The sequence below is a fragment of the Streptomyces sp. NPDC059852 genome (genome assembly GCF_042731455.1).
Taxonomy (GTDB): domain Bacteria; phylum Actinomycetota; class Actinomycetes; order Streptomycetales; family Streptomycetaceae; genus Streptomyces.
Map to the genome: position 1 here is coordinate 1 of NZ_JBHWJK010000047.1, position 19079 is coordinate 19079.

Here is a 19079-nt window from a genome sequence, read left to right on the forward strand (position 1 = left end):
GCCCCCGCGGGAGCTCGTTCGAGCGTGGGGGAGACCGACGACAACGCGGCGAGGCGCGGTGCCGGACGCCGGGAGCCCGGCCTGATCGACAAGACACCCCCTAGGGCACCCGCTGACCCTTGCCGAGCGCGATCACACCGCCCTGGGAGACCGTGTAGAGCTCCACGTCCCGGTCGGGGTTGACGCCGATGGTGGCGCCCGGCGGCACGTCGACGTTCTTGTCGAGGACCGCGCCGCGCACCACCGCGCCCCGCCCGATGTGCACGTTGTCGTGCAGCACCGACCCCTGCACGACGGCCCCCGGGTCGACCACCACACCCGGCGACAGCACCGACCGGGTGACCTGCCCGCGGATCAGGCAGCCCGCGCTGATGATGGACTCCCCGGCGATGCCGCCCGCGTTGAACCGGGCCGGGGAGAGCTGGCCCGAGTGGGTGTAGATCGGCCAGCTGCGGTTGTAGAGGTTGAACGCGGGGCGCTCGGCGATCAGGTCCATGTGGGCGTCGTAGTAGGCGTCCAGGGTGCCCACGTCCCGCCAGTACCCGCGGTCGCGGCTGGTCTCGCCGGGGACGTGGTTGGCCTGGAAGTCGTACAGCTGCGCCTCGCCCCGCTCGGTGAGCTGGGGCAGGATCGAGCCGCCCATGTCGTGCACGGAGGTCTCGTCGTCGGCGTCCCGCTGGAGCGCCTCGACGAGCGCCTTGGTGGTGAAGACGTAGTTGCCCATGGAGGCGAACACGCGCTCCGGGTCGTCCGCGAGTCCCGGCGGGTCGGCGGGCTTCTCCAGGAATCCGCGTACGGTCTGCCCGTCCGGGCCGGGGCTGATCACCCCGAAGGCCGAGGACTCCGTGCGCGGCACCCGGATGCCGGCGACCGTGACGCCCGCGCCGCTCTCGATGTGCTGCTCCAGCATCTGGCGCGGGTCCATGCGGTACACGTGGTCGGCGCCGAAGACGGCGACGTACTCGGGGCGTTCGTCGTGGATCAGGTTCAGCGACTGCAGGATGGCGTCGGCGCTGCCCAGGTACCAGCGCGGGCCGAGCCGCTGCTGGGCCGGGACCGGGGTGACGTAGTTGCCGAGCAGGCTCGACATCCGCCACGTCGTGGTGATGTGCCGGTCCAGCGAGTGCGACTTGTACTGCGTGAGGACGCAGATCCGCAGGATGCCGGCGTTGACGAGGTTGGACAGGACGAAGTCGACGAGCCGGTAGGTGCCGCCGAAGGTGACCGCCGGTTTCGCGCGGTCGGCGGTCAGGGGCATCAGGCGTTTGCCCTCCCCGCCCGCCAGAACTATGCCGAGTACCGAAGGTCCACCACCACGCATGGCCGCTCCCTCACCCCTGGTTGCTTCCCAGCCTGCCCGGAGCGGCGCGCGCTAAGCCTGTTTCAGGATCTCCCCGTAGAGCCGGACCGTGCGGCGGGCCACCGCGTCCCAGCCGAACTCCCCGACCGCGCGCTCCCGTCCGGCCTCGCCCATCCGCCGGGCCGTCTCCGGGTCCCCCACCACGGCGTCCAGGGCCCGGGCGAGGCCCGCCTCGAAGTCGTCGTCCAGCGGGACCAGCAGACCCGTACGGCCGTCCTCGACGACCTCCGGGATGCCGCCGACCCGTGACGCCACGACCGGCGTGCCACAGGCCATCGCCTCCAGGTTCACGATGCCGAGCGGCTCGTACACCGAGGGGCAGACGAACGCCGCCGCGTGTGTGAGGAGTTGGATGACCTCCGGGCGCGGCAGCATCTGCGGGATCCAGTGCACGCCCGCCCGCACCCGGCTCAGCTCCTCGTACAGGTCGCGGAACTCGCGGTCGATCTCCGGGGTGTCGGGGGCGCCCGCGCAGAGCACGACCTGGGCGGCGGGGTCGATGTGCCGTACCGCCCGCAGCAGATGGGGCACGCCCTTCTGACGGGTGATGCGGCCGACGAACAGCACATAGGGGCGGTCGGCGTCGATGCCGAAGCGGGCGAGGACGTCGGTGCGCGGGTCGGGGCGGTACAGCGTGGTGTCGATGCCGTTGTGCACGACGTGGACGCGGTCCGGGTCCAGCGCCGGGTAGCAGCCGAGGATGTCCTCGCGCATGGCGCCGGAGACGGCGATCACCGCGTCGGCGGACTCGACCGCGGTGCGCTCCGCCCAGCTCGACAGGGCGTACCCGCCGCCCAGTTGCTCGGCCTTCCAGGGCCGCAGCGGCTCCAGGGAGTGCGCGGTCAGCACGTGCGGGATGCCGTACTGGAGCTTGCCGAGGTGGCCGGCGAGGTTGGCGTACCAGGTGTGGGAGTGGATCAGTTCGCGGCCGGCGAGGGCTGCGGCCATCGCCAGGTCCACCGAGAAGGTGCGCAGCGCGTCGTTGGCGGTGTCGAGCGCCGGCCAGGGGCGGTGCCGTCGTACGCCGACCGTGCGGCCCTCGCCCCAGCAGTGCACCTCGAGGTCGACGAGCTCCCGCAACTCCCGTGCCAGGAACTCCACATGGACGCCCGCGCCGCCGTACACGTCCGGCGGGTACTCCCGGGTCAGCAGTCCCACTCGCACCCGGAACCCCCTGTCTCAGCGGCTGGTCGTCCCCATGGTCACCCAGATGGGGCGTGCGGGGAAGAGCGCGGGGGCCGCGCGAGGCAGCAGTCGCCGCACAGGCCGCCGCCGGGCACCCGGTAGTAGAGGCAGCAGCTGTGGCGCCGGAAGGCCGTCCCGGTGAGGGTGCCGGTGCCGGCGAGGAGGGGGTGGGCGAGGAGCCGGGCGGTCAGGTCGCGGGCGCGGGCGGCCGCGTCGGCCCGGCCGTGGGCGCGGGTCCAGCCGTCGAGCTGCCGGGCGGTCGCCGCGAGGGCCGATCCGGCGTTGCCCCACAGCAGCCCGCGGGCCACCCGGTGCCGTCGGCCCAGGGCGGCGGCGAGGGGTTCCAGATGCCCGTGCAGGACGGCGGCGGCGACGCTCCCCGCGTCGGCGGGCCGTGCGCGCGTCCCGCCGAGCCACAGGTCGTCGGGGGCGGTGGCGGCGGGGTCCCAGTGCAGCAGTTCCGGATCGAGGTCGGGGACGGCCCCGTAGAGGGCGGCGCAGCCCAGGGCGACCGACCAGAGGCGGGCGGCCAGGCCCTGCTGGGCGACGGACGCGGCGACCCGGTCCTCGCCGGTCCGCAGGACCCGCGCGACCTGACGGACCCGCCGGTCCAGGGCGTCCCCGTCGGCGTACGCCCGGGCCAGGGGCGTCCCGGCCCGCGGCGCGTCCGCAGAGGTGCGCAGGGCGAAGAAGCCGCCGAGCGGGCGGAGCAGGGCGAGGCCGGGGTCGAGGTCCACGGGAGGCAGTAGTACCAAGCCTTCCTCAGGGCTCCGTCTCCGGGTGTCCCCCACACGGACACCCGACCGGAGGATGACACCCGGGCCGTCGTACTCCATCAGCAGTACGACACAGTGGGTGCTCTGGGACGACGACGGGAAGAGCGGCGCACGGCATCGTGTTGGTCATGATGGCCGACCGTTCGCCGCGCCGGGGTCACGGCCCCCGCCCTCCGCAGAGGAGCCGCCCATGAGCGCCCTCGCGTTGTCCGTGCTGCTCTCCCTGGTCTCGGCCGTCGCCTACGCGGGCGGCGCGATCGTGCAGGAGCGCGTCGCGGTGTCCTCCCCCGGGCAGCAGTTCGCGCCGATGCGCCGGCCGGGCTGGTGGGCCGCGGTCGCGCTGAACGGCCTCGGCGGTCTGCTGCACGTGGTGGCGCTGGCGTACGGCCCGCTGAGCCTGGTGCAGCCCCTCGGCGCGCTGACGATCGTGTTCGCGCTGCCGATGGCGGCGCTCTTCGTGGGCCGCAGGGCCGGCGCGACGGCCTGGCGGGGCGCCGTGATGGCGACCGTCGGCCTGGCCGGCGTGCTCTCCCTGGTCGCCGCGTCCCCGGCGCAGTCGCTGGACACGGCCGAGCGGGTGGCCGTGGCCCTGGTGACCGGCGGGATCGTCGTGGCGCTGATGGTCGCGGGCCGGGCCGCCCACCGGCACCCCGCGGTGCGCAGCACGCTGCTCGCGACCGGGTCGGGCATCGCCTTCGGCATGTCCTCGGTGTTCACCAAGGTCGTCGCCGTCGACTGGAACGGCGGGGTGTCCCTCGGCGACCTTCCGGCGCTCGGCACCATCGGGGTCTTCGCCACGGCCGGCCTGCTGCTGTCGCAGGCCGCCTACCGGGGCGCGGGCCTGGCGGCGCCGCTGGCCACGCTGACGGTGGTGAACCCGGTCGTGGCGGCCGCCGTCGGCCTCACCCTGTTCGGCGAGGCCTTCCGGTACGGCATCACCGGGACCGTGCTCGCGCTCGGCTGCGGCGTGGTCGCCGCGGGCGGCCTGATCCTGCTGACGACGGAGCGGCTGGCCTCCGCCCCGCCCGTCCCGGCGCCGGAGACGGCCTCCTCGGGGCAGCGCGAGGAGATCGTCGTCCCCGACCTGCTGGAGGACCTGCTCGTCCCGGCGCGGGCGGGCCGCACGGCCGACGAGGACGCCGGGCCGCGGCCGGTCTGCCTGTACGGCCTGTTCCCCGGCCCCTACGACCCGCCGCCGACCGTCGACCGGCACCGGGTGCGCGTCAGATCCTGACGCCGCCCGCCCGCAGATAGGCGACCGGATCGACGTCCGAGCCGAAGCCCGGGCCCGTACGCACTTCGAAGTGCAGGTGCGGGCCCGTGCTGTTGCCCGTGGACCCGGAGCGCCCGATGCGCTGACCGGCGCCCACGGACTGCCCGTCCTTCACGGAGATCGCGGACAGATGGGCGTACTGCGTGTAGCGGCCGTCGGCGTGCCGGACGACCACCTGGTAGCCGAACGAGCCCTCCCAGCCGGCGCTCACCACGGTCCCGGCGCCGACGGACCGCACGGACGTGCCGGTCGGGACGGGGAAGTCGACGCCCGTGTGGTAGCCCTTCGACCAGGACGAGCCGGCCTTGCGGTAGGGCGTGCCGGTGCTCGCGCCGACCGGCGCGACCAGCGAGCCGCCGCTCTTCGTGACGCGTTCCCCGCGGTCGGTGGACGGCTTCTTCCGCGCCGGTGCCTCGGCGGGCTTGCGGGCCGGGGTCTTCGGGGCGGCCTTGCGGGCGGGCGCCTCCGGGGCGGCCGCCTTGCCGCGCAGCGCCAGGCGCTGGCCGGGCAGGATCAGGTCGGGGTCGGCGCCGACGGTCGCGCGGTTCGCGGCGTACAGGCCCCGCCAGCCGCCCCGGACCTTCCGCTCCTCCGCGATCCGGGACAGCGTGTCGCCCTGCACCACCGTGTACATCTCGGCCCTGCCCGCGCGGGACTGCGGCGTGGTCTGCGGCTGGACGTCCTGGACGGAGGTCTTCTTCGCGGCGGCCTTCCCAGCGGCTTGCGCGGTGGCCCTCGGGGTGGCCGAGTCCGGGTGCACGCCGGGGCTCCCCCCGCCCCGGGTCAGCCCGGCCCGGACCGAGCACTCCGGCCAGGCGCCGGGGCCCTGACCGTCGAGCACCTTCTCGGCCACGGCGATCTGCTGGTCCCTCGTGGCCAGATCGGCGCGGGCCGCGTACCGGGTGCCGCCGTACGCCTCCCAGGTGGACTGGGCGAACTGCAGGCCGCCGAAGTAGCCGTTGCCGGTGTTGACGTGCCATCGGCCGGTGGACTCGCAGGCGGCGACCTTGTTCCAGGTGTCCAGGTCGGCGGCCTGGGCGACACCGGTGCCGATCAGCGGGAGCGCGATGCCCGCCCCGCCCGCGGTGACGGTGAGCGAGGCGCGGTTGATCCTGTTCGGCTGGTACCGGCGGTGCCGGCCGCGTACGGCCATGGAGGAGCCCCCCTCGACTGCGTCAGGAGGGGCAAAAGTAAGCGCCGCGAACAGGCCATGACAAGACGGCAAATCAGCCGCCTGTTCGCGCCAAGTGGCGCGGAAAGGGCGCACTTTGACGAACGCACGGTGCCGCTGAGTGCGCCGGGGCGTTCCGTGCGTATGTGCCTGCGACATCGCGCCACCCTGATGTGCGGTCGCCGTACCGGCACGTCAGGATGGACGAGGGGCAATACTGGCGGGCGTGAGTGGCACCGCTGCCATATCGAGATCACTAGGAGCCAACGGCATGAGCACTTCGGCGCAGATCGGCGTCACGGGTCTCGCGGTCATGGGCCGCAACCTCGCCCGCAACTTCGCCCGCAACGGCTACACGGTCGCGGTGCACAACCGTACGCCCGCGCGCACCCGGGCCCTGGTGGACGAGTTCGGCGGTGAGGGCGACTTCATCGCGGCCGAGACCGCCAAGGAGTTCGTGGCGGCGCTGGAGCGCCCGCGGCGGCTCGTCATCATGGTGAAGGCCGGTGAGCCGACCGACGCCGTGATCCAGGAGTTCGCGCCGCTGCTCGAGCCCGGCGACATGATCATCGACGGGGGCAACGCGCACTTCGCGGACACCCGCCGCCGTGAGCGGGACCTGCGGGAGCAGGGCATCCACTTCGTCGGCATGGGTGTCTCCGGCGGTGAGGAGGGCGCCCTCAACGGGCCGAGCATCATGCCGGGCGGCCCGAAGGAGTCGTACGACTCGCTGGGCCCGATGCTGGAGAAGATCTCCGCCAAGGCGAAGGACGGGGCGCCCTGTGTGACGCATGTCGGTCCCGACGGCGCCGGGCACTTCGTGAAGATGGTCCACAACGGCATCGAGTACGCCGACATGCAGCTGATCGGTGAGGCGTACCAGCTGCTGCGCGACGTCGCCGGGTACGAGCCCGCGCAGATCGCGGAGATCTTCCGCACCTGGAACCAGGGCCGGCTGGACTCCTACCTCATCGAGATCACCGCCGAGGTGCTGTCCCACGTGGACGCGGCGACCGGCAAGCCGTTCGTGGACGTCGTCGTCGACCAGGCCGAGCAGAAGGGCACGGGGCGCTGGACCGTGCAGATCGCGCTCGACCTCGGGGTGCCGGTGTCCGGCATCGCGGAGGCCGTCTTCGCCCGGTCGCTGTCCGGGCACGCGGCGCTGCGGGACGCGTCGCGCGGGCTGGCGGGCCCGAAGGCCACGCCGCTGAGCGAGTCGGAGGCCGCGGCCTTCGCCGACCGGGTCGAGCAGGCGCTGTACGCGTCGAAGATCGTGTCGTACACGCAGGGCTTCCACGAGATCGACGCGGCCCGCTCCGAGTACGACTGGGACATCGACCTGGGTGCCGTCTCGGCGATCTGGCGGGGCGGCTGCATCATCCGCGCGGCGTTCCTGGACCGTATCCGGGCCGCCTACGACACCCGTCCCGACCTGCCGAGCCTGCTGTCCGACGAGACCTTCGCACAGGAGATCGCCGACGCGCAGGACGACTGGCGCGAGGTGCTGATCGCCGCGACGCGCCAGGGCGTGCCGACGCCGGGCTTCGCGGCGGCCCTCGCCTACTACGACGCGCTGCGCGCGGAGCGGCTGCCGGCCGCGCTCACCCAGGGGCAGCGGGACTTCTTCGGCGCCCACACCTACCGCCGGGTCGACCGGGACGGCTCGTTCCACACGCTGTGGGGCGGGGACCGCTCGGAGGTGTCGGCATAGGGGTCTCCCCCTCCGCCGTCTCGTCCGCCCCGTCCCCGGTCTCGACCCGGGGGCGGGGCGGACGGCTGTCCGGGTGAGCCCGACTGCCCCGAGTGGCGTCCCCGGGTGGTGGGCGCCGGGCCGCCCGCCGAGGCTGTCCTACGCCGAGACCGCCATGATCCGTGTGGGCGGGCGGTGCCGCACGGCGATGTCGACGCCGGTGTGGCCGGGACGTCTCAGAGACGGGATCACATGGCGGAACAGGACATCGGAACGGGCCGCCCGCCGCCGCCCGTCCACGGCCGCGCCCCGGTGCGCGACCGGGCCCGGCGCACAGGTGGCGCGCGGTACATCCGGCACGGGGGAGGCGCACGGCAGGGGCGCTCCGCGGCGGCCCTCGTCACGGCGGCAGCGTCTCTCCTCGTCGCCCTCGCCCCCACGGCCGGCGCCGCCGAACCGCGGCCGCTGGTGCCGGCACGCTTCGTGCCCGGCCCCTGCCCGGCGACGCCCGAGCCGGTGCCCGGCCGATGCGGGTATCTGGAGGTGCCGGAGAACCGCGCCCGGCGCGGCGGCCGGACCGTCCGGCTGACCGTGGCGATCGTCCCGGCCGCCTCGGGACGTGCCGCCGCCGACCCGGTGGTCTTCATGACGGGCGGCCCGGGGGCCGACGCGATCAGCGACATCCCGTTCCTCGTCGACTCGGGTGTGAACCGGGACCGCGACCTGATCGTGATGGCTCAGCGCGGCACCCTCCACTCCCGCCCGAACCTGGCCTGCCCGGAGGTCGACCGCTTCTACGCCGAGGCGGTGGGCCTGCGCTACGACGCGCCGTCGACGGGGCGGCGCCTGGTGGCCGCGACCCGGGCGTGCCGGGACCGCCTCACGGCCTCCGGCGTCGACCTGAGCGCCTACAACACCACCGAGAACGCCGCCGACTTCGCCGATCTGCGCCGGGCCCTGGGCATCGAGCGGTGGAACGTCTAGGGCTACTCGTACGGCACCGATCTCGCCCTCACCTATCTGCGCCGGCACCCGTGGGGTGTCCGCTCGGTCGCGATCGACTCCGTGGTCCCGCCGCGGATCGTCAGCCTGCCCTGGACGTGGGACAGCGCCCATGAGGGCATCACCACCGTCTTCGCGGCGTGCGCGGCCCAGCCCCGGTGCGCCCGCCGCTACCCGGATCTCCGGCGGACGCTGGACCGGCAGGTCGGACGGCTGGAGGCGCACCCCCTCACCGTCATGGCGCAGCCGCCCGCCGGGGGTGCGCCGGTGCGGGTCGTCCTCGACGGGGGCGCGCTGGTCAACCTGCTCGTCGCCAACGCCGTCCCTGCCGTCGACGTCCCCGCCGCCCTGGACGAACTGGCGCATGGGAACCCGGAGCGGTTCGCGCGGGCCCGCGCGGCGGGCGCCACCCCGGTCCTCGGCGAGTTCGCGCACGGGCTGACCCAGTCGGTGGCCTGCGCGGAGTGGGTGCCCGGCCACAGCCGGGCCGACCTGCTGCGGGCGGGCCGGCGGGCGTTCCCCGGCTGGCCGGACAGTGTGCTGGCCCAGGCCCCGCAACTGCCGTTCGAGCACGAGGTGTGCCGTGTCTGGGACGTCCCGGACCGGACCGCCGTCCAGCGGCTGACGACCACGAGCGCGGTACCGGCGCTGGTCCTGTCGGGCACGTTCGACGCGAAGACCGGGGCCCGCTGGGGCGCCTACGCGGCCCGCACCCTGTCCCGCTCGACCACGGTCCGCATCCCCGGCGTCGGGCACTGGGTGGTACCGCAGTCGCCGTGCGCGCAACGCGTCCTGGCGTCCTTCCTGACCCGCCCGACCGGCCCCGACACCACCTGCGTGGCGGGGCTGGCTCCCAAGCCCTTCACGATCACGCCCGCACCGAAGCCCCCGTCGTCCCCCGCCCCCGCCCCTCCCCGCCCGGAGACCGTATGACCGCCACGCTCCCCCACCCCTGGCTTCCGGCCGTCCTCGCCGCCGCCACCGCCGGTGTCCTCGTCACCGGTCTCGCCGTGCCGCCCGCTCACGCCGACGGCGGCGGAACGGCACCGCTCGGCACGGTCGCCCGCACCGCCGGGCACGCCCGCTACACGCCGGGCCCCTGCCCCCGGACCGCCGATCCGGTGCCCGCGCTGGAGGGGGCCCGGTGCGGCACACTGACGGTGCCCGAGAACCGGTCGCGGCCGGGCGGGCGCCGGATCACGCTCGGGGTGGCGATCGTCCCGGCGGTCGCGCGGCGGGCGTCCGACCCGATCGTGTGGTTCGCGGGCGGCCCCGGCGACGACGCGGTGTCCGAGGCCCAGCTCGCCGTGAACGGCGGCCTCAACCGCGACCGGGACGTCGTCTTCATGTCGCAGCGCGGCACCTACTCGGCGAACCCGGCGCTGACCTGCCCGAACATCGACGAGTTCAACGCCCGCTCGGTCGGCCTCGTCTACGGCGCCCCGTCGACCGGGCGGCTGCACGTCCGGGCGACCCGCGCGTGCCGGGACCGGCTGGCCCGCCTCGGCGCCGACCTGCCGGCGTACGACACCGGCGAGAGCGCCGCCGACTACGCGGACCTGCGGGCCGCGCTGGGCCTGCGCTGGTGGAACGTCTTCGGCATCTCCTACGGCACCGACCTCGCGCTCACCTATATGCGCCGCTACCCGCAGGGCGTGCGGTCCGTCGGCATCGACGGCGTCCTGCCGCCCTCCCTGGCGGGCGCGAGCCTGACCTGGAGTGCGGCACGGCAGGGCTTCGACGGCCTGTTCCGCGCCTGCGCCGAGCAGCTGGCCTGCGCCCGCCGGTACCCGGACCTGCAAGGAACGTTCGAACGCCTGGTGCGCCAACTGGAGGCCCGCCCGCTCACGACGACGGTCACGGTGCCGGACCGGCCGTCCCCGGTGAAGGTGGTCCTGGACGGCGGCGTGCTGGTGAACTGGCTGACCTCGGCCACCCATGTGGCGGCCGGGGTGCCGCGCTCGATCGACGCGCTGGCCCACGGCGACCCGACGCGGATCGCGGAGCAGTGGGCGGGCGGGAAGCTCAGTCCGCAGGCCGTCGGACGGCTGGCCCACGGCCTCGCCTACGGCGTCTTCTGCCGGGAGTGGACACCGTACGAGACCGAGGCCGACGTGATCCGCGCCGGGCGGCGCGCGTTCCCGTCGTTCCCGCGCTCGGTGCTGGCCAACGCCCCGCAGTTGCCGTTCCTGCACGACGACTGCCGGGCCTGGGAGGTCCCGCCGGCGCCCCCGTCGATCCGGAGCGTGACCCGCAGTTCCATCCCGACGCTCGTCATGTCGGCCGGTTTCGACGCGCAGACCGGCGCGAGCAACGGGGCGTACGTGGCCCGGACGCTGAGCCGGTCCACGGTGGTCACGGTCCCGTACGTCGCCCACGTCGCCTTCGCGGAGTCGCCGTGCGCGCAGTCCATCACCGTGTCGTTCTTCCGGTCCCCGACCGCGGCGGACCGGTCGTGCCTGGCGACCGTACGCCCGCCGCGGTTCGAGATCGCACCGTAGGCCGTGCCCGGCCCGGCGGTCAGCTGAGCGGGGGGCCGGGCTCGGGGTTCGGCACGGGTTCGGGATCGGCGCTGTACATCGGGTCCGTGCCGACCGTCGGCTCAGCGGCGGCCCGGGCTCGGGGCTCGGCACCGGTTCGGGTCCCGGCGGGATCGGTACCGCGACATCGGGTCCGGGCGACCGTCAGCTGAGCGGGGGCTCTGGCTCAGGGCTCGGCGCCGGTCCCGGTCCCGGTCCCGGCGGGATCGGTGCCGTACGTCGGGTCCGTGCCGACGGTCAGCTGAGCGGCGGCCCGGGCTCGGGGTTCGGCACCGGTTCGGGTCCCGGCGGGATCGGCGAGGGGGCGGGCCCCGGCGGTACGGGGTCGGGCGGCGACGGTGGGCCCGGCGGCGCGGGGTCGGGCGGCGACGGTGGGCCCGGCGGTACCGGGTCCGGTGCCGGGGGCGGGCCCGGCGTGGGCGGCGGCGGCCCGGGTGCCGGGGGCTGGGGAGCCGGCGGGGGCTCCGGGGGCGGGACCGGATGGGGCTCCGGGTGCTGCGGCTCCGGGTCCGGCGCCGGTCCGGGGACCGGATCCGGATACGGGTTCGTCATGGCGTCCTCCAGCCACTCGACGCAGGTCGGCTCTGGACTACTGCCCCGCCTACCCGGGGCGGGCGCGGGCAGTCACCCGCCCGCACCACGCACGACCCGCCGGCAGACGCCGGGAGACGTCAGAACCGCTCGGGATGCGCCCGCAGCCAGTCCTTCGCGGCGGCGAGCAGCCGCGGGTCGGCCGCCGGGGCCTCGTCCGGATGCCGCTCGGCCCACTTGACGACGTACGGGCAGAGCGGTGCGACGACGACGCCCTCGCGCTCCGCCGTGCGGTACAGCTCGCGAGCGAGGGAGCCGGCAATGCCCTTCCCCTCGTGGGCGGGCTCCACGATCGTATGGACGGGGACGAGGGCGCGGGACGGTTCGTCGAGGACGAAGTACTCGATGTGGCCGACGACCTCGTCGCCCTGGACCGCCTCCAGGCGGCCCGCCGCCCGGTCGTCACGGATCTCGGTGTCGCTCATCGCACGCTCCTGCTCCTGCTCCGGGGACTCAGGCCACCGGCACGGCTTGCGGACTGCGCTCCTGGTCGGAGCCCGGCACCGGCTCGGACGGGTCGGCGCCGAGGGCGACGATCCGGTTGGCGCCGTCCACGTGCACGACGCGCGGCTCGTACTCCCGCGCCTCGGCGTCGGTCATCTGAGCGTAACTGATGATGATCACCAGGTCGCCGGGGTGGACTAGATGGGCGGCGGCCCCGTTGATCCCGATGACACCGGACCCGCGCTCCCCCTCGATGACGTACGTCTCGAGCCGGGCGCCGTTGGTGATGTCGACGATGTGCACGAGCTCGCCGGGATACAGATCGGCGCCGTCGAGCAGATCCGCGTCGATGGTCACCGATCCCACATAGTGCAGGTCGGCCTGGGTGACGGTGGCACGGTGGATCTTGGACTTGAACATGGTGCGCAGCACGTTGGACTCCTGGAAGTCGGCTCCCTGCCTGCTGGTGCAGGTCAAAGGCGGTCGTGACTCTACCGTCGGAGCGTGCGAGGGACTCGAAGACTGTGAGGAACATCGCCTGCTTCTGTCTCGAGTCGTTCGTCCGAGCTCGGCGAGAAGCCGCTCGGCGTGAGACATCACGGCCAGACACCTCCTCGCACTTACCATCGCACTGCAACCGAGGTGCGATATTGCCGGGAAGGATACGAATGGCGGACAGACCTGGTGTAATCGGCGGCGAACGACCGTGGACCAAGGGGGCGCCGCCGTATGCATGCCAAGGAGACGTTGTTCGCCGATCTGATGCAGGGCCGCGCTCAGCAATTCCAAGTGCCGCTCTATCAAAGGACGTACTCCTGGACCGAAAAGCACCTCAAACAGCTGTGGGGCGACATCCTGGAACAGGCGGGTCTGCTCGAGTCGTCCGACGAGAAGGAGAGCACCCACTTCCTCGGCTCGGTGGTGCTCGCGCCGTCACCGCAGAACGACGTGACGTTCCCCCGCTGGCTCGTCGTCGACGGTCAACAGCGGCTGACCACCCTGTCCCTGGCCCTGGCTGCCATCCGCGATCACGTCGCGGACACCGCACCCGTCGAGGCCCAGCGTATCGATGAGCAGTACCTGATCAACAAGTGGAAAAGCGGCAACGATCACCTCCGTCTGCTGCCGACCCAGGCGGACAGGACGCAGTTCGCCGCTCATGTCCGCGGGCCTCTTACCGATCAGGGCACCGGCAGCGGTGTCTCAACCGCCTACGCCTTCTTCCGCAGAAAGCTGGTAGAGGCGGACGATCCAGCGGCCCCACAGGACGTGTTCCGCATCGAGCAGGCGATCACCTCCCGGCTCGCGCTGGTGGCGGTGACCGCCGAGCGGGGTGACAACGTCCACCGCATCTTCGAGTCGCTCAACAACACCGGCCTCAAGCTGAGCCAGGCGGATTTGCTACGCAACTACCTCTTCATGAAGCTCCGAGCGCGCGGCGAACACGTCTACGAGACTTACTGGCTCCCGCTGCAGAAGAGCTTGAGCAACGACGAGCTCGAACAGCTCATGTGGCTGCAACTTGTACTAGACGGAGATGACCGGGTCCGCCGGCAGGACCTCTATGCCGCCCAGCAGAGGCGTTTCGAGGACACGAAAGCCGACGACGCGGAGATCGAGGCGTACATCAGGGAACTGCACCGTCGCAGCGCCCACTTCCGTCGATTGCTGCACCCCGAGGAGGAGCCTGAACCCGCAGTCCGGGACGCTCTCCGCCGCTTGGACGGGTGGCAGTCCGCCGTCACCTATCCCGCACTGATGCTCCTGTTCGACCGGCGCGAGCGCGGGGAGCTGAACTCCGCCGACACCACCCGTGCCCTGACGTACATCGAGAGCTTCCTCGTCCGCCGGATGATCTGTCGAGTCCCGACCAACAACCTCAATCGGATCTTCCAGGCTATTCCCGGACAACTCCCGCTCGACATGCCCGTGGTTGAAGGGCTGCACCGGCTCCTCTCCTCCGAGAACCGCTTCTGGCCCGACGATGTCGAGCTGCGCCGGAGGATCAGATCTGCGCCGTTCTACCAGTACGGCCGGTGGCAGCAACGCAAACTCGTACTGCAGCGGCTGGAGGAGAGCTACGGACACCCCGAGCCGGTCGACTTCGCCACCGCGCAGCTCACCATCGAGCACGTCATGCCGCAGTCGCCCGGCGACGAGTGGCTTCGCACTCTGAGCGAAGAGGCCGAGGAGGACGAGACCGGGGAGGAGTTGCACGCCCGGTTCCAGCACACGCTCGGCAACCTGACACTCACCGCTGTCAACGCGGAACTGTCCAATCACCCCTTCGAGCGCAAGCAGGACCTGCTACGGGGCAGCCACCTGGAGATGAACCGTCGCATCGCTGCCACCGAGCGGTGGGGCGTGCGGGAGATCCTGGCCCGCGCCGACGAACTCGCCGACCATGCCATCGCGTTGTGGCCGGCCCCGTTGCACGGAGTGGGCCGTGCGGAACGCAACCGCGATTGGCAACTCGCTCACCAGGTCCTGGCAGCCCTCCCCCGCGGCACCTGGACGTCCTACGGCGACCTAGCCGCGTTCCTCGGTTCCGGTGCCCAAGCCGTGGGCAACCACCTGGCCAACACCCCCGGAGTGGTGAACGCCTACCGGGTTCTCACCTCCGAGGGCAAGGTCTCCGACGGCTTCCGGTGGGCCACACCCCAACAGGAGGGAAGCGACGACGTCCGCGCTCGTCTCACTGCCGACGGCGTCCGCTTCACGGCCACCGGGGCCGCGGACCCCGCCCAGCGGCTCACTGCCGACGACCTCGCCGCGTTGCTCGCCGGCACGGACGACGACCGCGCGGACGGCGAGGACACCGCTCAACAAGGGACCGTCGGTACGCCGGACGAGGAGACCCGCGCCGAACGGTTCTTCCGCCAGCTAGCCGCCGACGACTCACCTGAGACGGTCGAAGCGGTGCACGCCCTCTTCGCCCACTGGGAGTCGCTGGGCGGCTGGATCGGCCACGGCTCCGGACACGTCACCACGAGCGCGTACCTCATGCTCGGCAAAGCAGGCGGACCCGGCCGCGGCATCTGGCCGATGACGCTTTACCCCGGCGCCGGACGCGGCGGCACGGCAGAGGTGGTGTTCCAGTACGTGGCCGTCAGGGAGCCTTTCACCGATCGTGCGTTGCGCGTCGAACTTCTGAGCCGCCTCAACGCCCTGGACGGTGTCGAGATCCCGGAGGGGAAGCTCGAACTTCGCCCGAATCTTCGACTGTCCCTGTTGGTGAAGCCGGGAAACCGCGAGCTGCTGGCAGAGACGCTGACGTGGTTCCGGGACCGCTGGGAGGGCCGGCGGCCGTCCTGAGACCGAGCACCCAAGCGGCCCGCGCTCGATGACATTCGAACGCGGGCCGCCTGCTGGGTGCCGAGTGCGTCAGGTGCGGGTCCAGCGCTGGTTCGAGCCGCCCGAGCAGGAGTAGATCTGGATCTGGGCGCCGTTGCCGCTGCCGGCCGCGTCCAGGCAGCGGCCCGACTGGACGCCGACGATCGAGCCGTCGGAGTTCAGGCGCCACTTCTGGTTGTCGCCGCCCCAGCAGCTGTAGATCTGGACCTTGGCGCCGTTGCCGGTGCCGGCGGCGTCCAGGCACTTGTTGCCGTAGACCCGCAGCTCACCGGAGTCGGTCACGGTCCACTGCTGGTTGCTGTTGGAGTGGCAGTCGTACAGCTGGACCCCGGTGCCGTCGGTGGTGGAGGCGTTGGGGACGTCCAGGCAGCGGCCCGAGGCGACGCCCTTGATCTGGCCGCCGTCGCCGGTCGGCGGGGGCGTGGTCGTGCCGCCGTTCAGGGCGTTGAGGACGGCGGAGTACGCGGCCTTCTTGCTGCCGTCGTTGTTGAACAGCAGCGGCGTGTCACTCGCGCGCCAGGAGTCGCTGTCGCGCACGCCCCAGACGGTGACGCCCAGGCAGCGGGAGACGGCCAGGCAGTCGTTGACCACGGCGGCGTACGTCGAGGACGAGGCGCCCTGGATGTCGAGTTCGGTGACGGCGACGTCGACGCCGAGGGCCGCGAAGTTCTGCAGCGTGGTGCGGAAGTTGCTGTCGTAGGGGCTGCCGCTGTTGAAGTGCGACTGGAAGCCGACGCAGTCGATCGGCACGCCGCGCGACTTGAAGTCCTTGACCATGTTGTACATGGCCTGGGTCTTCGCCCAGTTCCAGTTCTCGACGTTGTAGTCGTTGTAGCAGAGCTTGGCGGACGGGTCGGCGGCGCGCGCGGTGCGGAAGGCGACCTCGATCCAGTCGTTGCCGGTGCGCTGGAGGTTGGAGTCGCGGCGGGCGCCCGAACTGCCGTCGGCGAACGCCTCGTTCACGACGTCCCACTGGGCGATCTTGCCCTTGTAGTGGGACATCACACCGTTGATGTGGTCGATCATGGCCTGCCGCAGCGAGCTGCCGCTGAGGCTCTGCATCCAGCCGGGCTGCTGCGAGTGCCAGGCGAGCGTGTGGCCGCGGACCTGCTTGCCGTTCTGCACGGCCCAGTTGTAGACGCGGTCGGCGGAGGAGAAGTTGAACTGCCCCCGGTTCGGCTCGGTGGCGTCGATCTTCATCTCGTTCTCGGCCGTCACCGAGTTGAACTCACGGTTCGCGATCGACGTGTACGTCGAGTCGCCCAGCTTGCCCGAGGCGATGGCGACGCCGAAGTACCGGCCGCTCTGCGCCGCGGCGGCGCCGAGCGTGCTCTCGGCGGCGTCCGCGTTCGTGGGCGGGACGAGTGCGGCCGTCAGCCCGAGGACGCCGGCGGCCAGCGCCAGCAGCGGAGTCCGGAGCTTGTGACGGACGGCGGCTCTGGGAAGGGCTTGGATGCCCATGGGGGGTGCCTCCTTAGCGGTTCTCACGGAACGACCGAAGAGCAGGGGAAACCGGGGAAAGGACGTGCGGGGCGGGCGCCGGAGCGGCTTCGGGCCGGTCGGCAGGGGGCGGTCCACGGTGTGCCGTGCGGGGGGTCCGGTGGTGCGGCTCAGGACATCGGAACCGAGGCGGTTCGATATTTCGCACCTCGGCCGGTTTCCCAGACAGATCATTGAGGGCTTGACGGTGAATCGTCAACCCGTACGGCACTGATTTTTTCCGACTGTCTCGCGAAACTTTCGTTGCCGGGTTCCATCGGCTGCCGCAGTCCCGCGCGCGCGGTGGACGAGCTTCGCGCCACCGGCGGCGAGGGTTCGGCCAGGGCTCACACAAGCCCAGCTCAGATGAGTCAACTCCCATCAAGCCGCCGATGTTTCAGCGGCGTGCGGCGATCTCGGATCGCGGTCACACCGAAGCCGTCGGGGCTCCCGAAGCGGGAACGTTTTGCAGCCAGATCGGCGAAAGACCTTGACCGCGAAGCTCCCCATTCCTAGCTTGTGGCGCCGGAGATCCCAGGAGCGCTCGAAAGTTTCGACACGGTTCACCCGCTCCCGCACAACCGTTCGGCGCTTCGTCGGCGGTACCCCCACTCCCCCCAAGGAGGCTCTCCGATGTGGTCACGCCCCCCCACCGCGGTGCGCCCGAGACGCCTGCTCGGCGTCCTGGCGCCCTTGTTTCTGCTGACGGCCCTTCTCGGCGCTCAGCCGGCCCAGGCCGCGACCGTCGACACGAACGCCTGGTACGTCCTGGTCAACCGCAACAGCGGCAAGGCGCTGGACGTGTACAACCTGGCCACGAACGACGGCGCCCGGATCACCCAGTGGTCGCGGAACGACCAGAGCCAGCAGCAGTGGCGGTTCATCGACTCCGGCAACGGCTCCTACCGCATCGCGTCACGGCACTCCGGCAAGGTGCTGGACGTCTACAACTGGTCGACCGCGAACGGCGGTTCGATCGTCCAGTGGTCCGATCTGAACGCCACCAACCAGCAGTGGCGGCTGGCCGACAGCTCGGACGGCTACGTACGCCTCGTCTCGCGCCACAGCGGCAAGGCCCTCGAGGTGCAGGGCGCCTCCACCGCCGACAACGCGAACATCGTCCAGTACGACGACTGGGGCGGGGCCAACCAGCAGTGGCAGCTCGTCAAGGTCGGCTCGGACAGCGGGAATCCGGGCGATCCCGGTTCCTGCGACCTGCCGTCGAGCTACCGCTGGAGCTCGACCGGCGCACTGGCCCAGCCCCGGCAGGGATGGGTGTCGCTGAAGGACTTCACCGTCGCCCCCTACAACGGCAAGCAGCTCGTGTACGCGACCACGCACGACACCGGGACCCGCTGGGGTTCGATGAACTTCGGTCTGTTCGGTGCCTGGTCGGAGATGGGCTCGGCGAGCCAGAACGCGATGAACAGCTCCACGGTCGCCCCCAGCCTCTTCTACTTCGCGCCGAAGAACATCTGGGTGCTGGCCTACCAGTGGGGCGGCACCGCCTTCTCGTACCGGACGTCGAGCGATCCCACCAACCCCAACGGCTGGTCGTCCGAGCAGGTGCTCTTCTCCGGGAGCATCTCCGGCTCCGGCACGGGACCCATCGACCAGACGCTCATCGGTGACGGCACGAACATGTACCTGTTCTTCGCCGGCGACAACGGCAAGATCTACCGGGCGAGCATGCCCATCGGGAACTTCCCCGGCAGCTTCGGCTCGACCTCGACCGTGGTCATGAGCGACTCCACGAACAACCTGTTCGAGGCGCCGCAGGTGTACAAGCTCCAGGGCCAGAACCGCTACCTCATGATCGTCGAGGCGATCGGCTCGCAGGGCCGGTACTTCCGCTCGTTCACGGCGACCAGCCTGGGCGGCACCTGGACGCCCCAGGCCGCGACCGAGAGCAACCCCTTCGCCGGCAAGGCCAACAGCGGCGCCACCTGGACGAACGACATCAGCCACGGCGAGCTGCTGCGCACCGGCGCCGACCAGACCATGACCGTCGACCCCTGCAATCTGCAGCTGCTCTACCAGGGCCGCAGCCCGAACTCCGGAGGTGACTACGGCCTGCTGCCCTACCGCCCGGGTCTGCTGACCCTGCAGCGCTGAGAAGCCCTTCTCCGAGGGGGAGGCGGTGCGGCGGGTCCGGGAGGAGGGCGGGCCCCGCGGCACGCCCAGTGGGACCAGGGAGCGGAGGAGCAAGAACCG

14 protein-coding genes are annotated in these 19079 nt (G+C 72.1%); 7 read left to right on the forward strand and 7 right to left on the reverse strand.

Going from position 1 to position 19079, the window contains the following annotated elements:
* Positions 1-100: 100 nt before the first annotated feature.
* The 3 genes from glgC to ACFV46_RS33275 are packed head-to-tail and all read right to left on the reverse strand — an operon-like array spanning position 101 to position 3282.
* Positions 101-1321 carry a glucose-1-phosphate adenylyltransferase gene (gene glgC / locus ACFV46_RS33265; protein WP_361937085.1) on the reverse strand — a complete coding sequence of 407 codons (1221 nt, stop codon included), beginning with the start codon at positions 1319-1321 and terminating at the stop codon, positions 101-103.
* A 51-nt stretch (positions 1322-1372) separates the two neighbouring features.
* Positions 1373-2524 carry a glycogen synthase gene (gene glgA, locus ACFV46_RS33270; RefSeq protein ID WP_361937083.1) on the reverse strand — a complete coding sequence of 384 codons (1152 nt, stop codon included), beginning with the start codon at positions 2522-2524 and terminating at the stop codon, positions 1373-1375.
* A gap of 38 nt (positions 2525-2562) precedes the next feature.
* Positions 2563-3282, reverse strand: a complete 720-nt coding sequence (locus ACFV46_RS33275; RefSeq protein ID WP_385500940.1) for a (2Fe-2S)-binding protein — start codon at positions 3280-3282, stop codon at positions 2563-2565.
* Positions 3283-3511: 229 nt separating this feature from the next.
* Between ACFV46_RS33275 and ACFV46_RS33280 the strand changes: the two genes are divergently transcribed.
* Complete coding sequence (locus ACFV46_RS33280) at positions 3512-4555, forward strand: DMT family transporter (protein ID WP_376727844.1); 1044 nt, start codon at positions 3512-3514, stop codon at positions 4553-4555.
* On the opposite strand, the gene ACFV46_RS33285 is transcribed toward ACFV46_RS33280, so the two are convergent.
* A complete protein-coding gene (locus tag ACFV46_RS33285; RefSeq protein WP_385500941.1) occupies positions 4545-5747 on the reverse strand; it encodes a transglycosylase family protein in 1203 nt (400 codons plus the stop codon). The genes ACFV46_RS33280 and ACFV46_RS33285 overlap by 11 nt on opposite strands.
* A 289-nt stretch (positions 5748-6036) precedes the next feature.
* Between ACFV46_RS33285 and gndA the strand changes: the two genes are divergently transcribed.
* The 4 genes from gndA (at position 6037) to ACFV46_RS33305 (ending at position 10958) form a co-directional block, all read left to right on the forward strand.
* On the forward strand, positions 6037-7476 hold the full coding sequence (gndA, locus tag ACFV46_RS33290; RefSeq protein WP_385500942.1) for an NADP-dependent phosphogluconate dehydrogenase: 1440 nt from the start codon (positions 6037-6039) through the stop codon (positions 7474-7476).
* Positions 7477-7707: 231 nt separating this feature from the next.
* The gene (locus ACFV46_RS33295) at positions 7708-8439 is read left to right on the forward strand and encodes a hypothetical protein (RefSeq protein ID WP_385500943.1); all 732 of its coding nucleotides are present in this window, start codon (positions 7708-7710) and stop codon (positions 8437-8439) included.
* Between the two features lie 81 nt (positions 8440-8520).
* Positions 8521-9390 (forward strand): alpha/beta hydrolase, encoded by an 870-nt coding sequence (locus ACFV46_RS33300; protein ID WP_385500944.1) that lies wholly within the window; start codon positions 8521-8523, stop codon positions 9388-9390.
* Positions 9387-10958: an alpha/beta fold hydrolase gene (locus ACFV46_RS33305; protein WP_385500945.1), complete on the forward strand. Its 1572-nt coding sequence runs from the start codon at positions 9387-9389 to the stop codon at positions 10956-10958. The genes ACFV46_RS33300 and ACFV46_RS33305 overlap by 4 nt, the downstream gene beginning before the upstream one ends.
* Before the next feature lie 710 nt (positions 10959-11668).
* Here ACFV46_RS33305 and ACFV46_RS33310 read toward each other — a convergent pair.
* Entirely contained in the window at positions 11669-12013 is a 345-nt protein-coding gene (locus tag ACFV46_RS33310) for a GNAT family N-acetyltransferase (RefSeq protein WP_385500946.1), read from the reverse strand.
* 28 nt (positions 12014-12041) lie between these two features.
* Positions 12042-12464, reverse strand: coding sequence for an aspartate 1-decarboxylase (gene panD / locus ACFV46_RS33315; RefSeq protein WP_062671016.1), 423 nt, complete (start codon positions 12462-12464; stop codon positions 12042-12044).
* A gap of 297 nt (positions 12465-12761) precedes the next feature.
* On the opposite strand from panD, the gene ACFV46_RS33320 reads away from it, so the two are divergent.
* The gene (locus ACFV46_RS33320) at positions 12762-15347 is read left to right on the forward strand and encodes a DUF262 domain-containing protein (protein ID WP_376727849.1); all 2586 of its coding nucleotides are present in this window, start codon (positions 12762-12764) and stop codon (positions 15345-15347) included.
* Between the two features lie 69 nt (positions 15348-15416).
* Here ACFV46_RS33320 and ACFV46_RS33325 read toward each other — a convergent pair whose 3' ends face one another.
* Complete coding sequence (locus tag ACFV46_RS33325) at positions 15417-16847, reverse strand: endo-1,4-beta-xylanase (RefSeq protein ID WP_385500948.1); 1431 nt, start codon at positions 16845-16847, stop codon at positions 15417-15419.
* Between the two features lie 651 nt (positions 16848-17498).
* On the opposite strand from ACFV46_RS33325, the gene ACFV46_RS33330 reads away from it, so the two are divergent.
* Positions 17499-18980 carry a non-reducing end alpha-L-arabinofuranosidase family hydrolase gene (locus tag ACFV46_RS33330; protein ID WP_385500949.1) on the forward strand — a complete coding sequence of 494 codons (1482 nt, stop codon included), beginning with the start codon at positions 17499-17501 and terminating at the stop codon, positions 18978-18980.
* The last annotated feature ends 99 nt before the right edge of the window (positions 18981-19079 follow it).